Origin of the sequence: Actinomadura sp. HBU206391 (assembly GCF_014323665.1) — a bacterium.
In the GTDB taxonomy this organism is placed as follows: Bacteria; Actinomycetota; Actinomycetes; order Streptosporangiales; family Streptosporangiaceae; genus Actinomadura_C.
In genome coordinates, this window is the sequence record NZ_JABVEB010000025.1 from 18824 (window position 1) to 34331 (window position 15508).

Below are 15508 nucleotides of genomic sequence, written 5' to 3' on the forward strand. Positions count from 1 at the left end.
AGGCAGGTGGGTGCTGGTCAGGAGTTCGCCGGCCGCCCCACGCAAAGAGTGCGGGGAACCCCGCCTGAGGGTTTCCCGCACTCCGACTCGAGGAAGGATCAGACTCTGGCCGCTTCCTCGACGCCGGCCTGTGGAGCCGAAGTCGCCTTCGGTGCCCGGCGTCCGGGCATCCACCAGTTGGCCTTGCCGAACAGCTCCATCACCGCGGGGACGAGGACCATCCGGATGATGGTGGCGTCGATGAGCACGGCGACGGCCATGCCCAGACCTCCCTGCTTGACCGCGACGTCGGGGCCGAGCAGGGAGGTCGTGAAGACGGCGATCATGATGGCGGCCGCGGCCGTGATGACCTTGGCGGTCCGCGCCAGCCCGAGAGTGACGGCCCTCCGGGTGTCGCCGGTGCGCTCGTACTCCTCACGGACCCGCGAGATCAGGAAGACCTCGTAGTCCATGGACAGGCCGAACAGGACCGGGAACATCATCATCGGCACCCAGGTCGTGATCGGCATTTCGGTGGGGAAACCGAGGGCCGAGCCGAGCCATCCCCACTGCACGACCGCGACGAGCACGCCGTAGGCGGCGCCGATCGACAGCAGGTTCATCACGGCGGCCTGCAGCGCGATCGTGATCGACCGGACCAGCGCGATCAGCAGCACCACGGACATCGCGATGACGACCGCGATCATCAGGGGCAGGCGCGAGCCGACCTCGTCGGCGAAGTCGATCGTGCTGGCGTTCGGGCCGCCGACGTAGACCCCTTCGCCGCCGGGTGCCTTGGGCAGCACGTCGTCGCGGAGCTCGTGCACCAGGTCCGCGGTCGCCTCGTCCTGGTATCCGGTCTTGGGGAAGGCCATGAAGGTGGCGGCCTGCCCGTCCTTGCTGATCCGAGACTGCGTGGCGTAGGCGATGCCCTCGGTCTTGCCGACCGCTTCGACGACGGGACGCAGATCGGCGTCCTTGGAGTCGACCTCGGTGGCGAAGATCAGGGGTGCGCCGTAGCCGGGACCGAAGCCCTCGGAGACGATCTTGTGTGAGGTGTAGCTGCTCCTGTCGTGGGGCTGGACACTGGCGTCGGGCAGGCTCAGCCGCATCGACAGCATGGGGGCGGCCAGCACCAGCAGGACCCCTCCGGCCAGAACCGCGGCGACCAGCGGCCTGCGCTGCACCACGCCTGCCCAGCGCTCGGCGAGAGTGCGGCGCTCCCGGGACGGGACACCGTCGGCCCTCTGCCGGCGGGACGTGCGGCGGGGCAGGCGCAGCGAGTTGATCTTGTGGCCGGTGAAGCCCAGGAACGCCGGCAGCAGGGTCACCGCGGCGATCATCGTCACCAGCACGATCACCGACGTGGAGACGGCCACTCCGGTCATCAGCCTCTGTCCCATGACGATCAGGCCCAGCAACGCGATCACGACGGTCGTGCCGGCGAACAGCACCGCGCGACCTGCGGTGGTGATGGCCTTGACAGTGGCGCTCTCGGGCTCGTCGCCGTCCTGCAGGCTGTCCTTGTAGCGGGTCAGGATGAACAGTGCGTAGTCGATCCCGACACCGAGCCCGATCATGGCGGCGAGGATCACAGTGAAATCCGGCGAGGGGACCACGTGCCCCACCAGCTTCATCAGGGCGATGCCAGCGAGGATCGCCATCAGTGCGGTCACGATCGGCAGGCCCATCGCCACCAGTGACCCGAAGGCGATGAACAAGATCACCGCTGCTGCCAGGACCCCCACGCTCTCGGCCGGACCCTGCGGAGGTGTCTCGGCCTTCTCTGCCCTTTCCCCGCCCAGCCCCAGCGTCACGCCGTCACCGGAGGCTTCTTTGACCGTGGTCACCAGGGGCTCGACCTCGGCCTTCGTCGCCTCCTTGTCGGTCAGCGGGATGGTCGTACGGGCGATACGACGATCCTTCGTCACCAAATTCTCGTCCTGATACGGCGAGGTCACCGGTCCTGTAATGGGTGAGGCGTCCAGATCGGCGAGGACCTTCTCGATCTTCTGCCGGGCGGCGGGGTCGTCGATCCCCTTCGCTGCCTTGATCGCAAGGGTCAGCGTGTCCCCTTGCTGCTCGGGGAAGTGCTTCTCGATCAGAACCTGCGCCTTGGCGGAATCGGAGTCTCCACCGGAGAAGTCATTGTCGGAGGCGGCGCCGTAGCCGAAGCCGGCGAACGCCACGGCGATCACGCCGACGATCCAGGTCAGGAGGACCAAGCGGCGGCGGCGGTAACAGAACCGGGCCAGTCCCGCCAGAGCTCCATCCGTATGCCGCCGCCCGGCGGAGCGCTCGGGCGCTGCCAGGGGGGCATGGTCTGATTCCCTCATGTCCTCTCCTTTCGTACGTCTCTTTCCGATGGTCTGGTGTCGCTGATCATGGCCGCCGGGGGCACGGCCGGTCGTCGTGCAGACGGACGCACTTCGCGCTGCCGCCGATGGCGCATCCGGCTGCCGCAGACGCCGCAGGCGCCGCGAAGGTACTGCGTGCGCGGTAGGCGTCCGCTCGTCCGCGAGCAGGAGTCGCCCGCAGCGACATCCGGCTAAGGTGCGCATATGGGCACAGATCGGGCCGGTATCAGAGACTGGGCGATCGCCGTCTGCGTGGCGGCGATCCTGCTGGTCACCGGGCTGTCCGAGCAGCACTCCGCCACGAACCTCGACCTGCTCGGCTACGCGCTGCTGGTGGCCGGCGGCCTGGCGCTGGCTGCCGGTCGTCGGGCTCCGGTTCCCGTCCTGGCCGTCACCGGGCTGTGCGCGGTGGGTTACCAGGCGGCCGGTTTCGACGTGCCCGCCGTGGCGTTCCTGTTCGCGGTGTACGCCGCCGTGCGGGCGGGGCACCGCATCATCACGGTGGCGGCGTCCGTGGCCCTGCTGGCCGCTCTCCCGCTCGCGGCCCTGGCCTCCCTGCACGACACGGGCGAGGCGTTCGCGCAAGCCCGAGGCGCCCTTGAGCTGGCCTGGCTGATCGCCGCCGGCGCTGCAGGGGAAGCGCTGCGGCAGGCCGAGAGGCGGGCGGACGAAGCCGAGCGCACCCGGGAGGAGACCGCGCGGCGCCGCGCCGGCGAGGAGCGGCTGCACATCGCGCGGGAGCTGCACGATTCGCTCACCCACCAGATCTCGGTCATCAAGGTGCAGGCCGAAGTCGCCGTCCACCTGGCCCGCAAGCGCGGCGAACAGGTGCCGGAGGCCCTGCTGGCGATCCTGGAGGCCGGTCGTGAGGCGAACCGGGAGCTGCGAGCGACCCTGGAGGCGCTGCGCGACGACGACAAGACCCCACCGCACGGTCTCGACCACATCCCGGAACTGGTGGAACGGGCCCGTGCGACCGGCCTGGACGCGACGCTGACGATCGACGGGCAACGACACGACATGCCGGCCGCGGTGGGCCGGACCGCCTACCGGATCGTTCAGGAGTCGCTCACCAACATCGCCCGTCACGCCGCCGCCGCTACCGCGTCGGTCCAAATCGATTACCAACCGGACACCCTCGCCATCCGAGTCGATGACGACGGCAAGGCCACCCCCGACACCGCCCCGATGCCCGGCGTCGGACTGCTCGGAATGCGCGAACGAGTCACCGCCCTCGGCGGTCGCCTGCGCGCGGAACCGCGCGGCGAGGGCGGCTTCACCGTCCAGGCCGAACTCCCGGTGGGCCCAACGTCATGATCCGTGTCCTGCTGGTCGACGACCAGCCGCTCCTTCGCAGCGGATTCCGCGCGCTCCTCGACATCGAAGACGACATCGAGGTGGTGGCCGAGGCCGCCGACGGGAAGCAGGGCCTGGCCCTCACCAAGCAACACCTGCCCGACATCGCACTCATCGACATCCAGATGCCGGTCGTCGACGGCATCGAGGCGACCCGGCGCATCGCCGCCGACCCGGCCCTGGCCGGAGTACACGTCGTCATCCTGACCAACTACGGTTTTGACGAATACGTCTTCGACGCGCTGCTCGCCGGCGCCGCCGGATTCCTCGTCAAGGACATCCAGCCAGAAGACCTCCTGCACGCCGTACGGGTTGCCGCGCGCGGCGACGCCCTGCTCTCACCGTCGATCACCCGCAAACTGATCGACCGGTACGTCACCCAGCCGCCCCGCACAGGCGCCGACACAAGGCTGAAAGAGCTGACCAACCGCGAACGCGAAGCCGTCGTCCTGGTCGCGCAGGGCCTGTCCAACGACCAGATCGCCGACCACATGGTGATCAGCCCACTGACCGCAAAAACCCACATCAACCGGGCCATGACCAAGCTCCACGCCCGCGACCGCGCCCAACTCGTGGTCCTCGCCTACGAATCCGGCCTGGTAGCTCCGCACAACCGCTGACATCGACGGCCCGTGCGTGGATATGGACCCGTTTTGGGGTACGTGCCTTCGAGGACGCCGACGACCCTGTGCCCGCCCACGCCAGTGGTCACGGCGAGCCCGGTGGAGCGGAGCCGGTCCGCCACCATGGCAGCGGTACCCGGCCGAGGAGAAAGCAGCGTGAAGCCTCCTGGGCGTGGTTCGCGAGCTTCCGCTGCAGGGCCCGCCGTTTCTGCGTCGGCGGGCCCTGGGTTCGGGTCGGTCGTCAGGTGATCCAGCTACTACTGGAGCAGCCGCTGGAGTACACCCACAGATGGGACGAGATGCTGTTCTCCATGCTGATGTCGGTGCGGCCGGTGGTCGAGCTGTAGTAGTAGTTGTCGCCCAGCCAGTCGGCGTAGAGCTCACCCGGGGCGAGGCAGCCGTAACCGGACTCGTCGCGGTGCTCGGACATGATGTAGAAGGCGACCACGTCCCGGCCGCCGAGGTAGCCGCTGTTCATCACCGAGGAGGCGTTGTCGTTGTCGCTGCCGCTGAACGCCCCGGAGCCGTCGGCCCAGTTCGCATCGTTGCCCTGGGTTGCGCCGAGGAGGGTGCCGCCGCAGTTGACGTCTTTCCAGGCGCGCACGTACCCGTCGCGCCCTGGCCACGCGGTGCTGCAGCCCGCCTCCTGCGCGCGCACATTCTCCGCCTGGGCTGTTGTGGCCGTGCCCGTCAATCCGGCGGCGGCCAGTGCGAGTGCGGCGACAGCCGTTCCCATCTTGTGCATGATTCCTCCTTGTTCGGACGCCTCCACGGAGGCGTGCTGATCCGCGGCCGGTCACCGTGGAAGTCTGTGCTCGGCGGATGCGACTGCCGATGGGCCGGGGGCCGGTGCGGTCAGGGCCGGGGGCCGGCGATCTTCTCTGCGCGGGCCAGTGCCGCCCAGTGGAGGCGGCGGTGGGTGGCGAGTTCGTCGCCGTACTCGCCGGTCAGTTTCTCGATGTAGTGGGCCTGCCGGGCTTGGCCGATGGATTTGAGTGAGGTCTGGCGGGCGCACGTGGCGTCGGCTGCCGCGATCTCGGTCTCGGTCTTGAACGCCTTGTCGAAGGTTGCGCCGGTCTGCTCCCGGGTCCCCTTGCGCGCCGCTTCGCGGGCTTGGGCCGGGTCGGCATAGGGATGGCCGGCCCGGTGCATGCAGGCCGACCAGAGCCGCACAGCCTGCTGGAAGCGCTGGTCGCGCAGTACTTCCGGTACGTACAGGCGACGGAGGTTGTCGGCGACCTTGTCCATGCGGAACCAGGTCGCAAGATCACCGTAGAGCCGCTTTTGGGCTTGGCTCGCGCAGCCACCCGCACGGCGGCTGATGGTGCCACCGCCGGGGATCTGTGTGGTGAGGACCGGGGCGTCCGGGCCGCCGTCCAGGGCCTGGTCGTAGGCCCGGCGGCGCTCGCGCGAGAGCGTGCGGGTGTAGGCGCCGTTGGGATTGTTGATCCTGGCCCAGGTGGCCTTGGCATCGATGCGGCTGCCGTAGCCGTGCTTGCGCGCCCAGGCGACGTCGTCCTGGACGTAGCCGACCGTACGGCTCTCCTCCAAGGTCATCGGCTCCCAGTCCCAGTAGGAGAAACCCCGCCGATTCATGCAGCCTTTGACCAGCCGCTGTTCAGCGTCGGAGATCCGCAGTTCCTCGGCGCGCGTGAGGTCACGGTCCGGTGCCGGCGCCGCAGGTCCGCCGTCCGAAGACCCGCAGCCCGTCAGCGCGACGCCGGCGAGAACAGCCGTCGTGGTGAGCGTCGCGAATATGCGCTGCATCGCAAGTGACTCCTCGTTCCTGATCGGCTTGGCTGAGGATCGAAGACCGGATCTCACCGGCTCGCGCAGTGGTAGTTCCTCAAGCAGGGTGCAAGCCGCGGCCGGGCCTGTCTTCGTGTCCCTTTACCGAGTCGAAAATAGGCGCCGACTCCCCTGAAGGTCGTCACCGTCTGGCGTTATATGTGGTACGCGATCTGGCGTATTGGTAAGCCGGGGTGCCTGTGCGAGGGTAAAAGCAGGGCGCGGACCCTGAGTGGCGTAAACCGGAGCGAGGCCCATGAAACGTTCGACGCCAAGTGCGCACGGACGCTATAACCCGAATGAACGACAGGTCACAGCTCGCCGCGGTCGGCTCCCGCCGCATGTGATTTATGACATGTAACCTAATATGACGTGCCACACGTCCAGTAAGCGTGTCGGAAACTTCTATGCCGCCGGGCCCATCCGGGGAACAGCCGGTCTCGATCCCCGAACCGCTGCCGGAGGCGCCCCCGGGAGCGTCTCCACAGGGCGCGCGCCGGACGCGCTGGAGGGGACGTGCCACCGTCATCGCCGCGTTGATCGTCGCCGGAATCGCGGCCGTGTCCGCCGGTGCCATAGCGGTCGGGCCATGAGCTGACCCGCAACCCTCCGCTACGGCCTGCTGCCCGTGCGGTTCCCCAAGACCGCCGCGGAGCGCTTCGACGCAGGGCAGCGACAGGTGCTCGCGCTCAGCCAGGCGAGGACGCCCTACGTGTTCTTCCGCGTGTCCGGCTGGGCGGACGGCCGCCGCACGCTGAAGGAGGACCACCGCCAGGAGGACATGTTCGAGTTCGCCCGGCAGATCACCACCGAGGTCGTGGATCGGTTCATGACTGCCGATGACCCTTGCCGGACGAGGAGCGTGCGATGCTGACCCGGGTCGTGCACCGTGCGGCGGCGGCCGCCGCCGGATGCCTGCTGGTGTTCGTTCCGGCCTCCGTGCCGGCCGTCCCCGCGCACACCGACTCGCTGGAGTGGGTGCGGCGGCTCGGTCGTGACATCCGCGCCGCTCAACAGGTCACCATGGGTCGTGGCGTGACGGTCGCGATCGTGGCCGACGGCGTGGACGGCCGGATCGACACGCTGCGCGGCAAGGTCAAGCCCGGCAGGGCCTTCGTGAAGCCCAAGGGAGCCGAGAAGGTCACCGGCACTTTGGTGGCCACCCTGCTGGCGGGGAGCGGTCCTTCGTACAGGTCGCCTCTCGGGATCAGAGGGCTCGCCCCGGGGGTGAAGATCCTTCCCGTCCGCGTCATGCCCTCCAGCGAGGAACGCGGCGCCAAGAGCTGGTTCGATGATGCCAACATGGCGAGGTACTACGCCGAGGGCATCCGCTACGCGGCCGATCAAGGTGCGCAGGTCATATGGGCGCTGCCGTTCTGGGGCGACGACTCGGAGCTGGAGGAACTGCGGGCCGCCGTGCTCTACGCGCAGCGCAAGGGCTCCGTCCTCGTCGCGGGCAACGATCCAGTGGAGGGCTGGCAGGAGCCCTCGGAGCCGGCCGCTTCACCCGGCGTGATCGGCGTCGGGGCGATCGGCGTGAACGGCAAACGGCTGCCGAAATTCAGTGGCGTCAACAGCGGGGTGCTGGTCTCGGCGCCCGGCATCGACCTGCCGTCCATCGGCCCGGGCGAGTCGCTCTGGAGGGTGAGGGGGCCGCTCCCGGCGACGACCTTCGTGGCCGCCACAGCGGCTCTGGTGATCTCGGAGTACCCGAGGTTGCCGCCGCAACTGGTCGCACGCGCGATCGCGGAGTCGGCGCACCACCCCAAGGCCGGCTACGACACGAGCGTCGGCTTCGGTGTCATCAATCCGGCCGGCCTCGACCGGGCAGCGAAACTGGAGGGCCGGTCGGCGTACGCACCGGCGTCGGCGGGCGCGATATCGGAAAGAACCCGTTTCGGCCCCGGGCCGGTCCAGATCAAGGCGGTCCGGTATGACACGGGCGTGCTGGTGGGATTCTCCGGCCTCATCGCCGTGGGAGCGCTGGCGATCGCGGCGGCGGTGGTGCTCGCCGTACGCGGACGATGCCGTACGGCACGTGCCGCCCAGGGTGCCGGAGCGTTCGCACCGCCATCAGTGGCCCCGCCGCCACCATCGTCCGCGCCGCGTGCGTCATGAAGAGGAGCTGATCGACCGTTAGCGTCGGGTGTGTTCGATGTCTCCGTCGCTGCGGCGTGGTTTCGTTGCCCAGGATGGGAGCCAGGTTGTCTCGGGGAGCGGTGTCAGGCTTCCGAAGTGGTCGATGATTGCCCGGAGTCCTGGGTGTGGATTCGTTCTGGGGAAGATGAGCGAGAGCGGGTACGCGAGCGTCGGATTCACGATCGGGATGCGGCGTAGGTCGTAGCTCGTCGGCCAGATGTACCGGTCGCGCGCGCCTACGAGGGTGGCCACGTCCGCGGAGTCCGCGAGGGTGTCTTGGAGTACCTCGTTGCCGAAGTTCGGGCCCGCCGCGTCGATGCGGAGGTCGAAGTCGGTGGCGAGCTGACCGTAGAACTCTGCCCATTCGCTTCGTGGCGCGATACCCGGCACCCAGATCCGGTGCCGGCGCAGCTGGGGTGGTGTCAGTTTCCGTGCGGAGGCGAGCGGATGTCTCGGGCCGACGAGGAGTTCCAGCGGGGAGTCGAACGCGTGGATCATTTGCACGTCACGCGGCAGCGTGGCCGGGTCGGTGACCGTGCGGAACGAGGCGTCGATATCGCCTGCTTGGACGGCGGCGACCGCCGCGCGCGGGTCGTTGACCCGGATGGTCACCACGTCGAGGTCGGTTTCGGGATGCGACCGCCAATAGTCGTGCAGGATGACGGCCTGCGCGGATCGCAGGCCGAGAACGTCGATCCGAAGGGCCCGCGAGCCCGGTCTGATCGCGGTGATGGCGCGATCGACACCTGTGATGATGTTCCGGGCGTGCGGGAGGAAGGCTTGGCCGTCGAGTGTCAGCTCGACCCCTCGGGCGGTGCGGGTGAACAACCGGACGTCGAGTCCGCGCTCGAGGGTTGCGATCCGCTTCGACACGGCCTGTTGCGTCACGCCGAGCTCGTCGGCCGCGTGTTGCAGCTGTCCGAGCTCGGCCGCGCGGACGAACGATCGCACCGCCTCGGTATCCATTGATCCAGCTTATGCGTGCCCAACTGATCGTTGTGGCTCGCCGGGAGCCGGTTGTTTGATCCCGCGACGGTGCGGCTGATGCTGAGCGCGACCCGTCAGCGACACCGGCGGGCGTTGAGCCGGGCGGCCTGGCGCGTCAGGTGGTCGCGCTCGGCGAGGTTGGGTGCCTTCTGGGCCGCCTCGGCGTACAGCCGTGCCGCCGTCGCCAGGTCGCCGTCGCGCTCGTGGAGGTACGCCGCCACCACGGCGTGGCGGGGCAGTGAGTCGTCCAGCGCCGCGAGCGCCGCCAGGCCGGCGCGCGGTCCGTCGGCCTCGCCGACGGCCACCGCGCGGTTGAGCCGGACGACCGGGCTGTCGGTCAGACGCGCGAGCTCGTCGTACCACTCGACGATCTGCACCCAGTCGGTCTCCTCGGCGGTGAGCGCGTCAGCGTGGAGTGCAGCGATGGCGGCCTGGGCCTGGAACTCGCCCAGCCGGTCGCGGGCGAGGGCCGCCTGCAGGATCTCGATGCCCTCGGCGATCGACTCGGTGTCCCACCGGCCGTGGTCGCCTCGGGTACCAGGTAGGCCTGGGCGATCTGGCGGGTGGTCAGCCCGCCGACGGCGCGCAGCGTGAGCGCGACCGCGGACACGGCGTCAGCGACGGGTGGGCGCACAGGAAGTAGAGCTGGAGCGTGTCGTCCACCGCGGGCCCGGGCCCGGGCGCCGGCTCCTCGTCGACGAGGTCCTCGCGCCGGCGGCGGGCGGCGTCCGCGCGGGTCGCGTCGAGGAACTTGCGCCAGGCCACGGTGACCAGCCAGCCCTTCGCATCCCGCGGCGGGTCGGCCGGCCAGACGCGGACCGCCTCGACCAGCGCGTCCTGCACGGCGTCCTCGGCCGCCGCGAAGTCGGCTCCGCGGCGGACGAGGATCCCGAGCACGCTCGGCGTGAGGCTCCTCAGCAGGGCCTCGTTCACCTGAGAGGTCACTCCGTGATGGTGGGCGCCGCGGCCAGGAACGGGCGCAACTCGAGCCACTCGTGGATCGGCTTGCCGCCCGCTCCAGGGGCGGCCGACAGTTCCCCGGCCAGCTCGACGGCGCGCTCGTAACTGTCGACATCGATCACCATCCAGCCGGCGATGAGGTCCTTGGTCTCGGCGAACGGTCCGTCGGTGACCGGCGGGCGCCCCTCACCGTCGTAGCGGACCCACGCTCCCTCGGGGGCGAGCGCCTGACCGTCGACGAACTCGCCGGTCCCCTCGAGCCGGGCGGCGAAGTCGTCCATGTACTGCACGTGCGCCGAGATCTCCTCCGGCGTCCACTGGTCCATGGGCAACGTTGTTGGCCGAAGCCGGAGCGCCGCGGTAGTGCTTGAGCAGCAAGTACTTGGCCATTGTGATTCTCCTCGGTGCTGATGCGACCCATTGTGGTCGCGTTCATAGCGGGGACGGAGCCGGTCACGGGTTCTCGACATCGCCGCCCTCACCGACATCGGCTACGAGGTGGTCGTCGCCGCCGCGCCCACGCACGTGCGGGCGGTGCGGCAGTTCGTGCTCGACCCGCTCACCGCCGACCACCAGCAGGCACTGGCCCGCATCGCCGTCAAGCCGCGGGTGCGGCCCGTGGGCCTGGCCTGGAGACCCGCCAAGCACGGTGTGATCGGCCTGGCCAAGGCCGCCACCTTCGAGTACGGCCGGCAGAACCTGCGCATCAACGCCCAGGCGACCTTGAAATGGCCTTACTGAATGACCGCGCTCATCGAACGGGTGAGTCCACGACGCCTACGGGCGCGCCCGCGAGGAGCGCGCCCGTAGGTCGAATCATTCCGCCAGTGCTACTTGACCGCCATCTCGGCGCATTTTCCGGCCTCGGCCTCCGACTGCTTGTCGTTCGGGCCGACACCTTTGACGGCGTCCATCTTGATCTTGCCGTCGACATAACTCTTGAGATCGGCCTTGTCGCCGTACTTCAGTGCCACGTCGGCCATGCAGTTGACGACCTTGTCGGCGACGTCGCTCGGGACCTCTTTGAAGTCCGGCTCGGATTTGAGCTTGCTCACCATAGCCGCCTTGTCCACATCATCACCGCCACAGCCGGAGACCCCGAGGACGAGGGCCAACGCGGTGGCACCCAAGACGGTGGCACGCATGATGGAAGGACGCATGTTGGAACCTTTCGTTGCAGGATGAAATGGCACGCTAACCATGTAGGCCGCGTTGCGACGTTTCGTACGCAACCCCACGACATGTCACTGGCGAGTGGGAATTTAGCCGTCGCCGGAGATATGCACTCTCAGTGGGGACGCAGAGACTGGGTGATCATATCGGGCCGCCGCGGAGAAATCATCCAAAATGGAATTACGTCAAACGCTCCTAAACTCCGCAATGGTGATACAGCGCTCATGTCGGTGTACCTGGCACAATATCAACCACTCCAGGACATGGACCACCGCGAGATATACCGTCGAAACAGGACAGAATTCGACGGTAGGAGCCAGGCGCCACGTGACGTGCGAATTCGGGCACCCCGCAGAACGACTCTGGGTAAGGACCAAAGAGTCGTAGATCGTAAAGCTCGGCCACATCCGCGCGGTGCCTCAGTGTGGCGAGCAACTCAATCTCTCGACGGTGCCCCGGCCGTTCATGCACGCGTCGCGGGAGCGTTCAGCAGTGGCGCTCAGGGGGACGACAGGGCCTGGGTCGGGGGGAGCAGGGCGGCTCGGCGAGCGGGGTAGAGGCCGGCGAGGGCTCCGATGATGACCGAGGCGGCCGTACCGGCGGCGATGGCTTCTACGGGGAGGACGAGCGGCCAGGAGCGGTAGATCGCGTAGCCCAAGGTGGTGCCGAGGCCCAGCAGCAGTCCGATCGCTCCGCCCAGGGCCGAGAGCGTCACCGACTCGGCCAGGAACTGCAGGCGGATCTGGCGGCGGGTGGCGCCGAGGGCCCGGCGCAGCCCGATCTCCTGGCGGCGTTCGAGTACGGAGATGACCATGATGTTGGCGATGCCCACCCCGCCGACGAGGAGGGCGACGGCACCGAGCCCGAGGAGCAGCCCGTTGAAGGTGGACTCGGCGGCGAGTTGTGCGGTGAGCGCCTCGGAGGGTCTGCTCACGTCGACCTCGTCGGGGTGTTCGGGGGAGACGGTCTCGGCGAGCACGGCGTGGACCGCGTTGACGGTGGAGTCGGTGGAGCGCTCGTAGATGGTGGTGGGGTGCCCGTTGAAGCCGAGGCCGGTGGCGTGGGGCCAGCCGATGAGGGCTGATCGGTCGATGGCGGGGGCCAGGGGGAGTGTGTTGAGGATGCCGCTGACGGTGAACCAGCGGCCGGCGATGAAGACCTGGTCGCCTGCGTGCCGGATGCCGAGCCGGTCCGCTGCGATCGCCCCCAGCACGACGACGGGGTAGCGTGCTGTTGCCTCGTTGAGGAACCTGCCGGTCTTGAGCGCGGGGCCATCGCCTTTGCCGAGGGTGGCGAGCAGGTCGAGCCTGGTGGCCTGCACCGCGATCCCGCCCGTCTCCACCACCGGGATCTTGTCGGTGCGGCGTACGGTGGCGCCGGGCACCGTGCCTACCGCCGACGCGGATGTCACCCCGGGGATCCGGCGCACCATTGCGACGGCGTCCCGGGGAAGATACGCGGTCTGGCCGGACAGTGTCTTACCCGGCGCGACGGTGAGCATGTTCGTGCCGAGGGTCTCGATCTGCTGCATCAGCCCGGCACGGCTGACCGTGCTGATGCCGAGGACGGCGGCCACCGCCGCGATCCCGATGGCGATGCCGAGCGCCGACAGCGCCGCGCGGAGCGGTCGGCCGCGCAGCCCGCCGAGCCCGACCCGCAGCAGATCGCCGGAGCGCAGCCGCGCCGGGTCGGGCAGGGGTACAGAGTCGGTGATACGGGTGATGACCGTCATGAGAGAGCCTCCGGGCCCGGTCCTGCGCCGAGGTATGCCGTGTCGTCCGCGGTGGGGCCCGAGTCGGAACGGATCTGTCCGTCCAGGATCTCCACCTGCCGTGGCATGGTGGCGGCCACTGCCATGTCATGGGTGATGACCACGACGGCGGTGCCGTCCCGGTGCAGATCACGCAGCAGCTCGACGATCTCGGCGCCGGTGGCCGAATCGAGATTGCCGGTCGGCTCGTCGGCCAGGAGCAGCGAGGGCCGCCCGACGACCGCCCTGGCGATGGCCACCCGCTGCCGCTCTCCGCCGGACAGCTGATGGGGAAGATGGTCCTGGCGATGGCCGAGGCCGACCCGTACGAGCCAGTCGCTCGCCAGGGCGCGCCGTCGACGAGGCGACAGGCCGCGGTAGAGCAGCCCATTCGCCACGTTGTCCAGCGCCGACAGGTGACCGGTCATGAAGAACTGCTGGAACACGAAGCCGATCCAGTGCGCTCTGATCGCGGCCAGCCGCTCGTCGCGCAGCCCGGCGATGTCATGTCCGTGCACTGTGACCAGCCCGGAGCTGGGCCGATCGAGTGTGCCCATGAGGTGCAGCAAGGTGGACTTGCCGGAGCCGGACGGCCCGACGATCGCCAGCGACTCGCCGGGCCGGATGGCCAGCGACACCTCGCGCAGCGCCCGTACGCCACCCGGATAATTCTTCGAGGCGGCCCGGAGCGCCACCACCGGAGCCGTCATGTGACCGGCACCTCCACCTTCATTCCGGCGGTCAGTTGACCGGTGACCTGCACCTTTCCTTCGGCGAAGGCACCGAGCCGTACGGGGACCCGCCGCGTACGGCCCGGGGCGTCCACCACCGACACCGCGTAGTCACCACCCGGCGAGGCGAGCAGGGCGGTGACCGGTACGGCCAGTACGCCCTTATGCAGGCCGGTGCTGAAGCCGACGGTGACGGGCGCGCCGTCGAGACGACCGGCGGCCGAGGGGCGGGTGAGTGTGATGAAGACCGGGATCGTGGCCGTCTGGGTGCCCTGACCTGGCTGCGATGGCCCCTCCTCATCGGTGCTCTCGCTCGTCGCGACACTGCCCACCGAGGAGATGCGGCCGCTGGTCTGCTTGCCGCCGGGCAGCTCGACCCGTACCTGTGCTCCCTTGCGCGCCAGCGTCTGCCGGCCCACCGGTAGGTTCACCGTGATCTGGCGGGTGGTGCTGGAGGCCGTCATCAGGTTGCCGCGGGCGGACCCGCCGGGCACGGCGCTCGCCGCGGTCACCCGCAGGGCGCGGGGTTGAACGACGACGTCCCCGATCTCGACCATCCCGTCCTCGACGACCCCGAGGTCGTCCTGCCACTCCATGATCGCCGCCTTGGTCGCGTAGCTGAAATGACGGTCGACGGTCATGCCGTCGCCGTAACCGAGCGCGGCGAGGTTGGTCTCCAGCAGCCGGACGTCCCTGCCATCGCTCATCCCGGGCCCCAGCGTCCGCCACAGAGGCGACGAACCGTAGAACAGCGGAACGCTGTGCCCGTCCACCCCGTACACCCGTTCGCCCCGGCGGATCACCCGCCCCACGGTGGGCATCCACGTGAGCCGGCCCGGCCGGGCGCCGACGATCGCGAAGCTTCCGGCATAGCCGAGCGTCCCGTCGACCTCGGTCCGCTCGGCCAGGTCGGTGCGCTCGACGGGCGCCGTCGTGGTCGTGGGAGCGGCCGGCGCCTCATCGCCGGAGCCGTCCCCGAGGACGACGCCGAGCCCCGCAGTGCCGAGGGCGACCACACTCGTACCCGCGAGCAGCAGGCGCCGTCGCCGTCGGGTAGAGGGTGGCATGTCGGCCGTGTCCTGCGGCGCGGTGTCCAGCGCCGTCATTTCGGGTCCTTGTCGTTGTTGCTCTTCGTGCGACGCAGCTCCTCACGGCAGGCGTCGCGCGCCTGTTCCACTTTCTCTTCGTTGTCATCGAGGATCTGCGGGGGCTGCCCCGGCTGCGGGTCGGGCGCGTCGATGCCGTGTCTGCGCAGGCACTGCTGGTTCTTGAGCACCCGGTCGATGACCGCCGGGTCGTTCGGATCGACGTCCCCCTTCGGGTCGTACTGCCTGCATGCCTTCATGGCGGCTTGGATCTTGGTCTCATCGCCGCGAAGTTCCAACCCGCGGCCGCCAGGGGTCGGGTCGGCCACCGACAGGCCCTGCTTGCGCAGGCACTGGACGAACTTCAGCTGCTGATCCCGGGCATCGGCTCTGCTCTGGATTCCGTTCTGCCGCGCGGCGGGCTCGTCGCCGGAGTCACAGCCGGTGAGCCCGGCCAGGGCGAGGGCGGTCAGCAGGGCCGCTGCGGCGTGTCGAGATCTCATCATGCGTGCAGGCTGGCCGCCCGGCGGTTTCGGGGCGGTGACCGTGAACGCTAACCGCGGTGTTATGCGATCCGCGT

At 69.2% G+C, this 15508-nt stretch carries 14 protein-coding genes and 2 pseudogenes; 5 read left to right on the plus strand and 11 right to left on the minus strand.

Annotated elements, in window-relative coordinates:
* Positions 1–98 precede the first annotated feature (98 nt).
* Entirely contained in the window at positions 99–2315 is a 2217-nt protein-coding gene (locus HKK72_RS11935; RefSeq protein ID WP_187234383.1) for an MMPL family transporter, read from the minus strand.
* A 225-nt stretch (positions 2316–2540) separates the two neighbouring features.
* Here HKK72_RS11935 and HKK72_RS11940 point away from each other — a divergent pair, with 225 nt between their 5' ends.
* Together HKK72_RS11940 and HKK72_RS11945 are read left to right on the plus strand one after the other, a co-directional pair.
* Positions 2541–3653 (plus strand): sensor histidine kinase, encoded by a 1113-nt coding sequence (locus HKK72_RS11940; protein WP_187234384.1) that lies wholly within the window; start codon positions 2541–2543, stop codon positions 3651–3653.
* Complete coding sequence (locus HKK72_RS11945) at positions 3650–4312, plus strand: response regulator (RefSeq protein WP_187234385.1); 663 nt, start codon at positions 3650–3652, stop codon at positions 4310–4312. Before HKK72_RS11940 ends, HKK72_RS11945 begins: the two co-directional genes overlap by 4 nt.
* A gap of 244 nt (positions 4313–4556) precedes the next feature.
* On the opposite strand, the gene HKK72_RS11950 is transcribed toward HKK72_RS11945, so the two are convergent.
* Complete coding sequence (locus HKK72_RS11950) at positions 4557–5060, minus strand: hypothetical protein (RefSeq protein WP_187234386.1); 504 nt, start codon at positions 5058–5060, stop codon at positions 4557–4559.
* A 110-nt stretch (positions 5061–5170) separates the two neighbouring features.
* Positions 5171–6082 (minus strand): hypothetical protein, encoded by a 912-nt coding sequence (locus HKK72_RS11955; RefSeq protein ID WP_187234387.1) that lies wholly within the window; start codon positions 6080–6082, stop codon positions 5171–5173.
* A gap of 649 nt (positions 6083–6731) precedes the next feature.
* Between HKK72_RS11955 and HKK72_RS11960 the strand changes: the two genes are divergently transcribed.
* Complete coding sequence (locus HKK72_RS11960; RefSeq protein WP_187234388.1) at positions 6732–6977, plus strand: hypothetical protein; 246 nt, start codon at positions 6732–6734, stop codon at positions 6975–6977.
* A complete protein-coding gene (locus HKK72_RS11965; protein WP_187234389.1) occupies positions 6971–8221 on the plus strand; it encodes a S8 family serine peptidase in 1251 nt (416 codons plus the stop codon). The genes HKK72_RS11960 and HKK72_RS11965 overlap by 7 nt, the downstream gene beginning before the upstream one ends.
* 18 nt (positions 8222–8239) lie before the next feature.
* Here HKK72_RS11965 and HKK72_RS11970 read toward each other — a convergent pair whose 3' ends face one another.
* The 3 genes and pseudogenes from HKK72_RS11970 to HKK72_RS11980 form a co-directional block, all read right to left on the minus strand.
* Positions 8240–9208: a LysR family transcriptional regulator gene (locus HKK72_RS11970; protein ID WP_187234390.1), complete on the minus strand. Its 969-nt coding sequence runs from the start codon at positions 9206–9208 to the stop codon at positions 8240–8242.
* 95 nt (positions 9209–9303) lie between these two features.
* A pseudogene (locus HKK72_RS11975) lies at positions 9304–10162 on the minus strand (sigma factor).
* 8 nt (positions 10163–10170) lie between these two features.
* Positions 10171–10579 (minus strand): annotated as a pseudogene (locus HKK72_RS11980) (YciI family protein).
* A gap of 108 nt (positions 10580–10687) precedes the next feature.
* On the opposite strand from HKK72_RS11980, the gene HKK72_RS39825 reads away from it, so the two are divergent.
* Positions 10688–10930, plus strand: coding sequence for a hypothetical protein (locus HKK72_RS39825; protein WP_222720606.1), 243 nt, complete (start codon positions 10688–10690; stop codon positions 10928–10930).
* 89 nt (positions 10931–11019) lie between these two features.
* Here the strand turns inward: HKK72_RS39825 and HKK72_RS11990 are convergent, their stop codons facing one another.
* The 5 genes from HKK72_RS11990 to HKK72_RS12010 form a co-directional block, all read right to left on the minus strand.
* Entirely contained in the window at positions 11020–11349 is a 330-nt protein-coding gene (locus tag HKK72_RS11990; RefSeq protein ID WP_187234391.1) for a hypothetical protein, read from the minus strand.
* A gap of 512 nt (positions 11350–11861) precedes the next feature.
* On the minus strand, positions 11862–13094 hold the full coding sequence (locus HKK72_RS11995; protein ID WP_187234392.1) for an ABC transporter permease: 1233 nt from the start codon (positions 13092–13094) through the stop codon (positions 11862–11864).
* Positions 13091–13822: an ABC transporter ATP-binding protein gene (locus HKK72_RS12000; RefSeq protein WP_187234393.1), complete on the minus strand. Its 732-nt coding sequence runs from the start codon at positions 13820–13822 to the stop codon at positions 13091–13093. Before HKK72_RS12000 ends, HKK72_RS11995 begins: the two co-directional genes overlap by 4 nt.
* The gene (locus HKK72_RS12005; RefSeq protein WP_187234394.1) at positions 13819–14949 is read right to left on the minus strand and encodes a peptidoglycan-binding protein; all 1131 of its coding nucleotides are present in this window, start codon (positions 14947–14949) and stop codon (positions 13819–13821) included. Before HKK72_RS12005 ends, HKK72_RS12000 begins: the two co-directional genes overlap by 4 nt.
* A complete protein-coding gene (locus HKK72_RS12010) occupies positions 14946–15434 on the minus strand; it encodes a hypothetical protein (RefSeq protein ID WP_187234395.1) in 489 nt (162 codons plus the stop codon). The genes HKK72_RS12005 and HKK72_RS12010 overlap by 4 nt, the downstream gene beginning before the upstream one ends.
* Positions 15435–15508 lie beyond the last annotated feature (74 nt).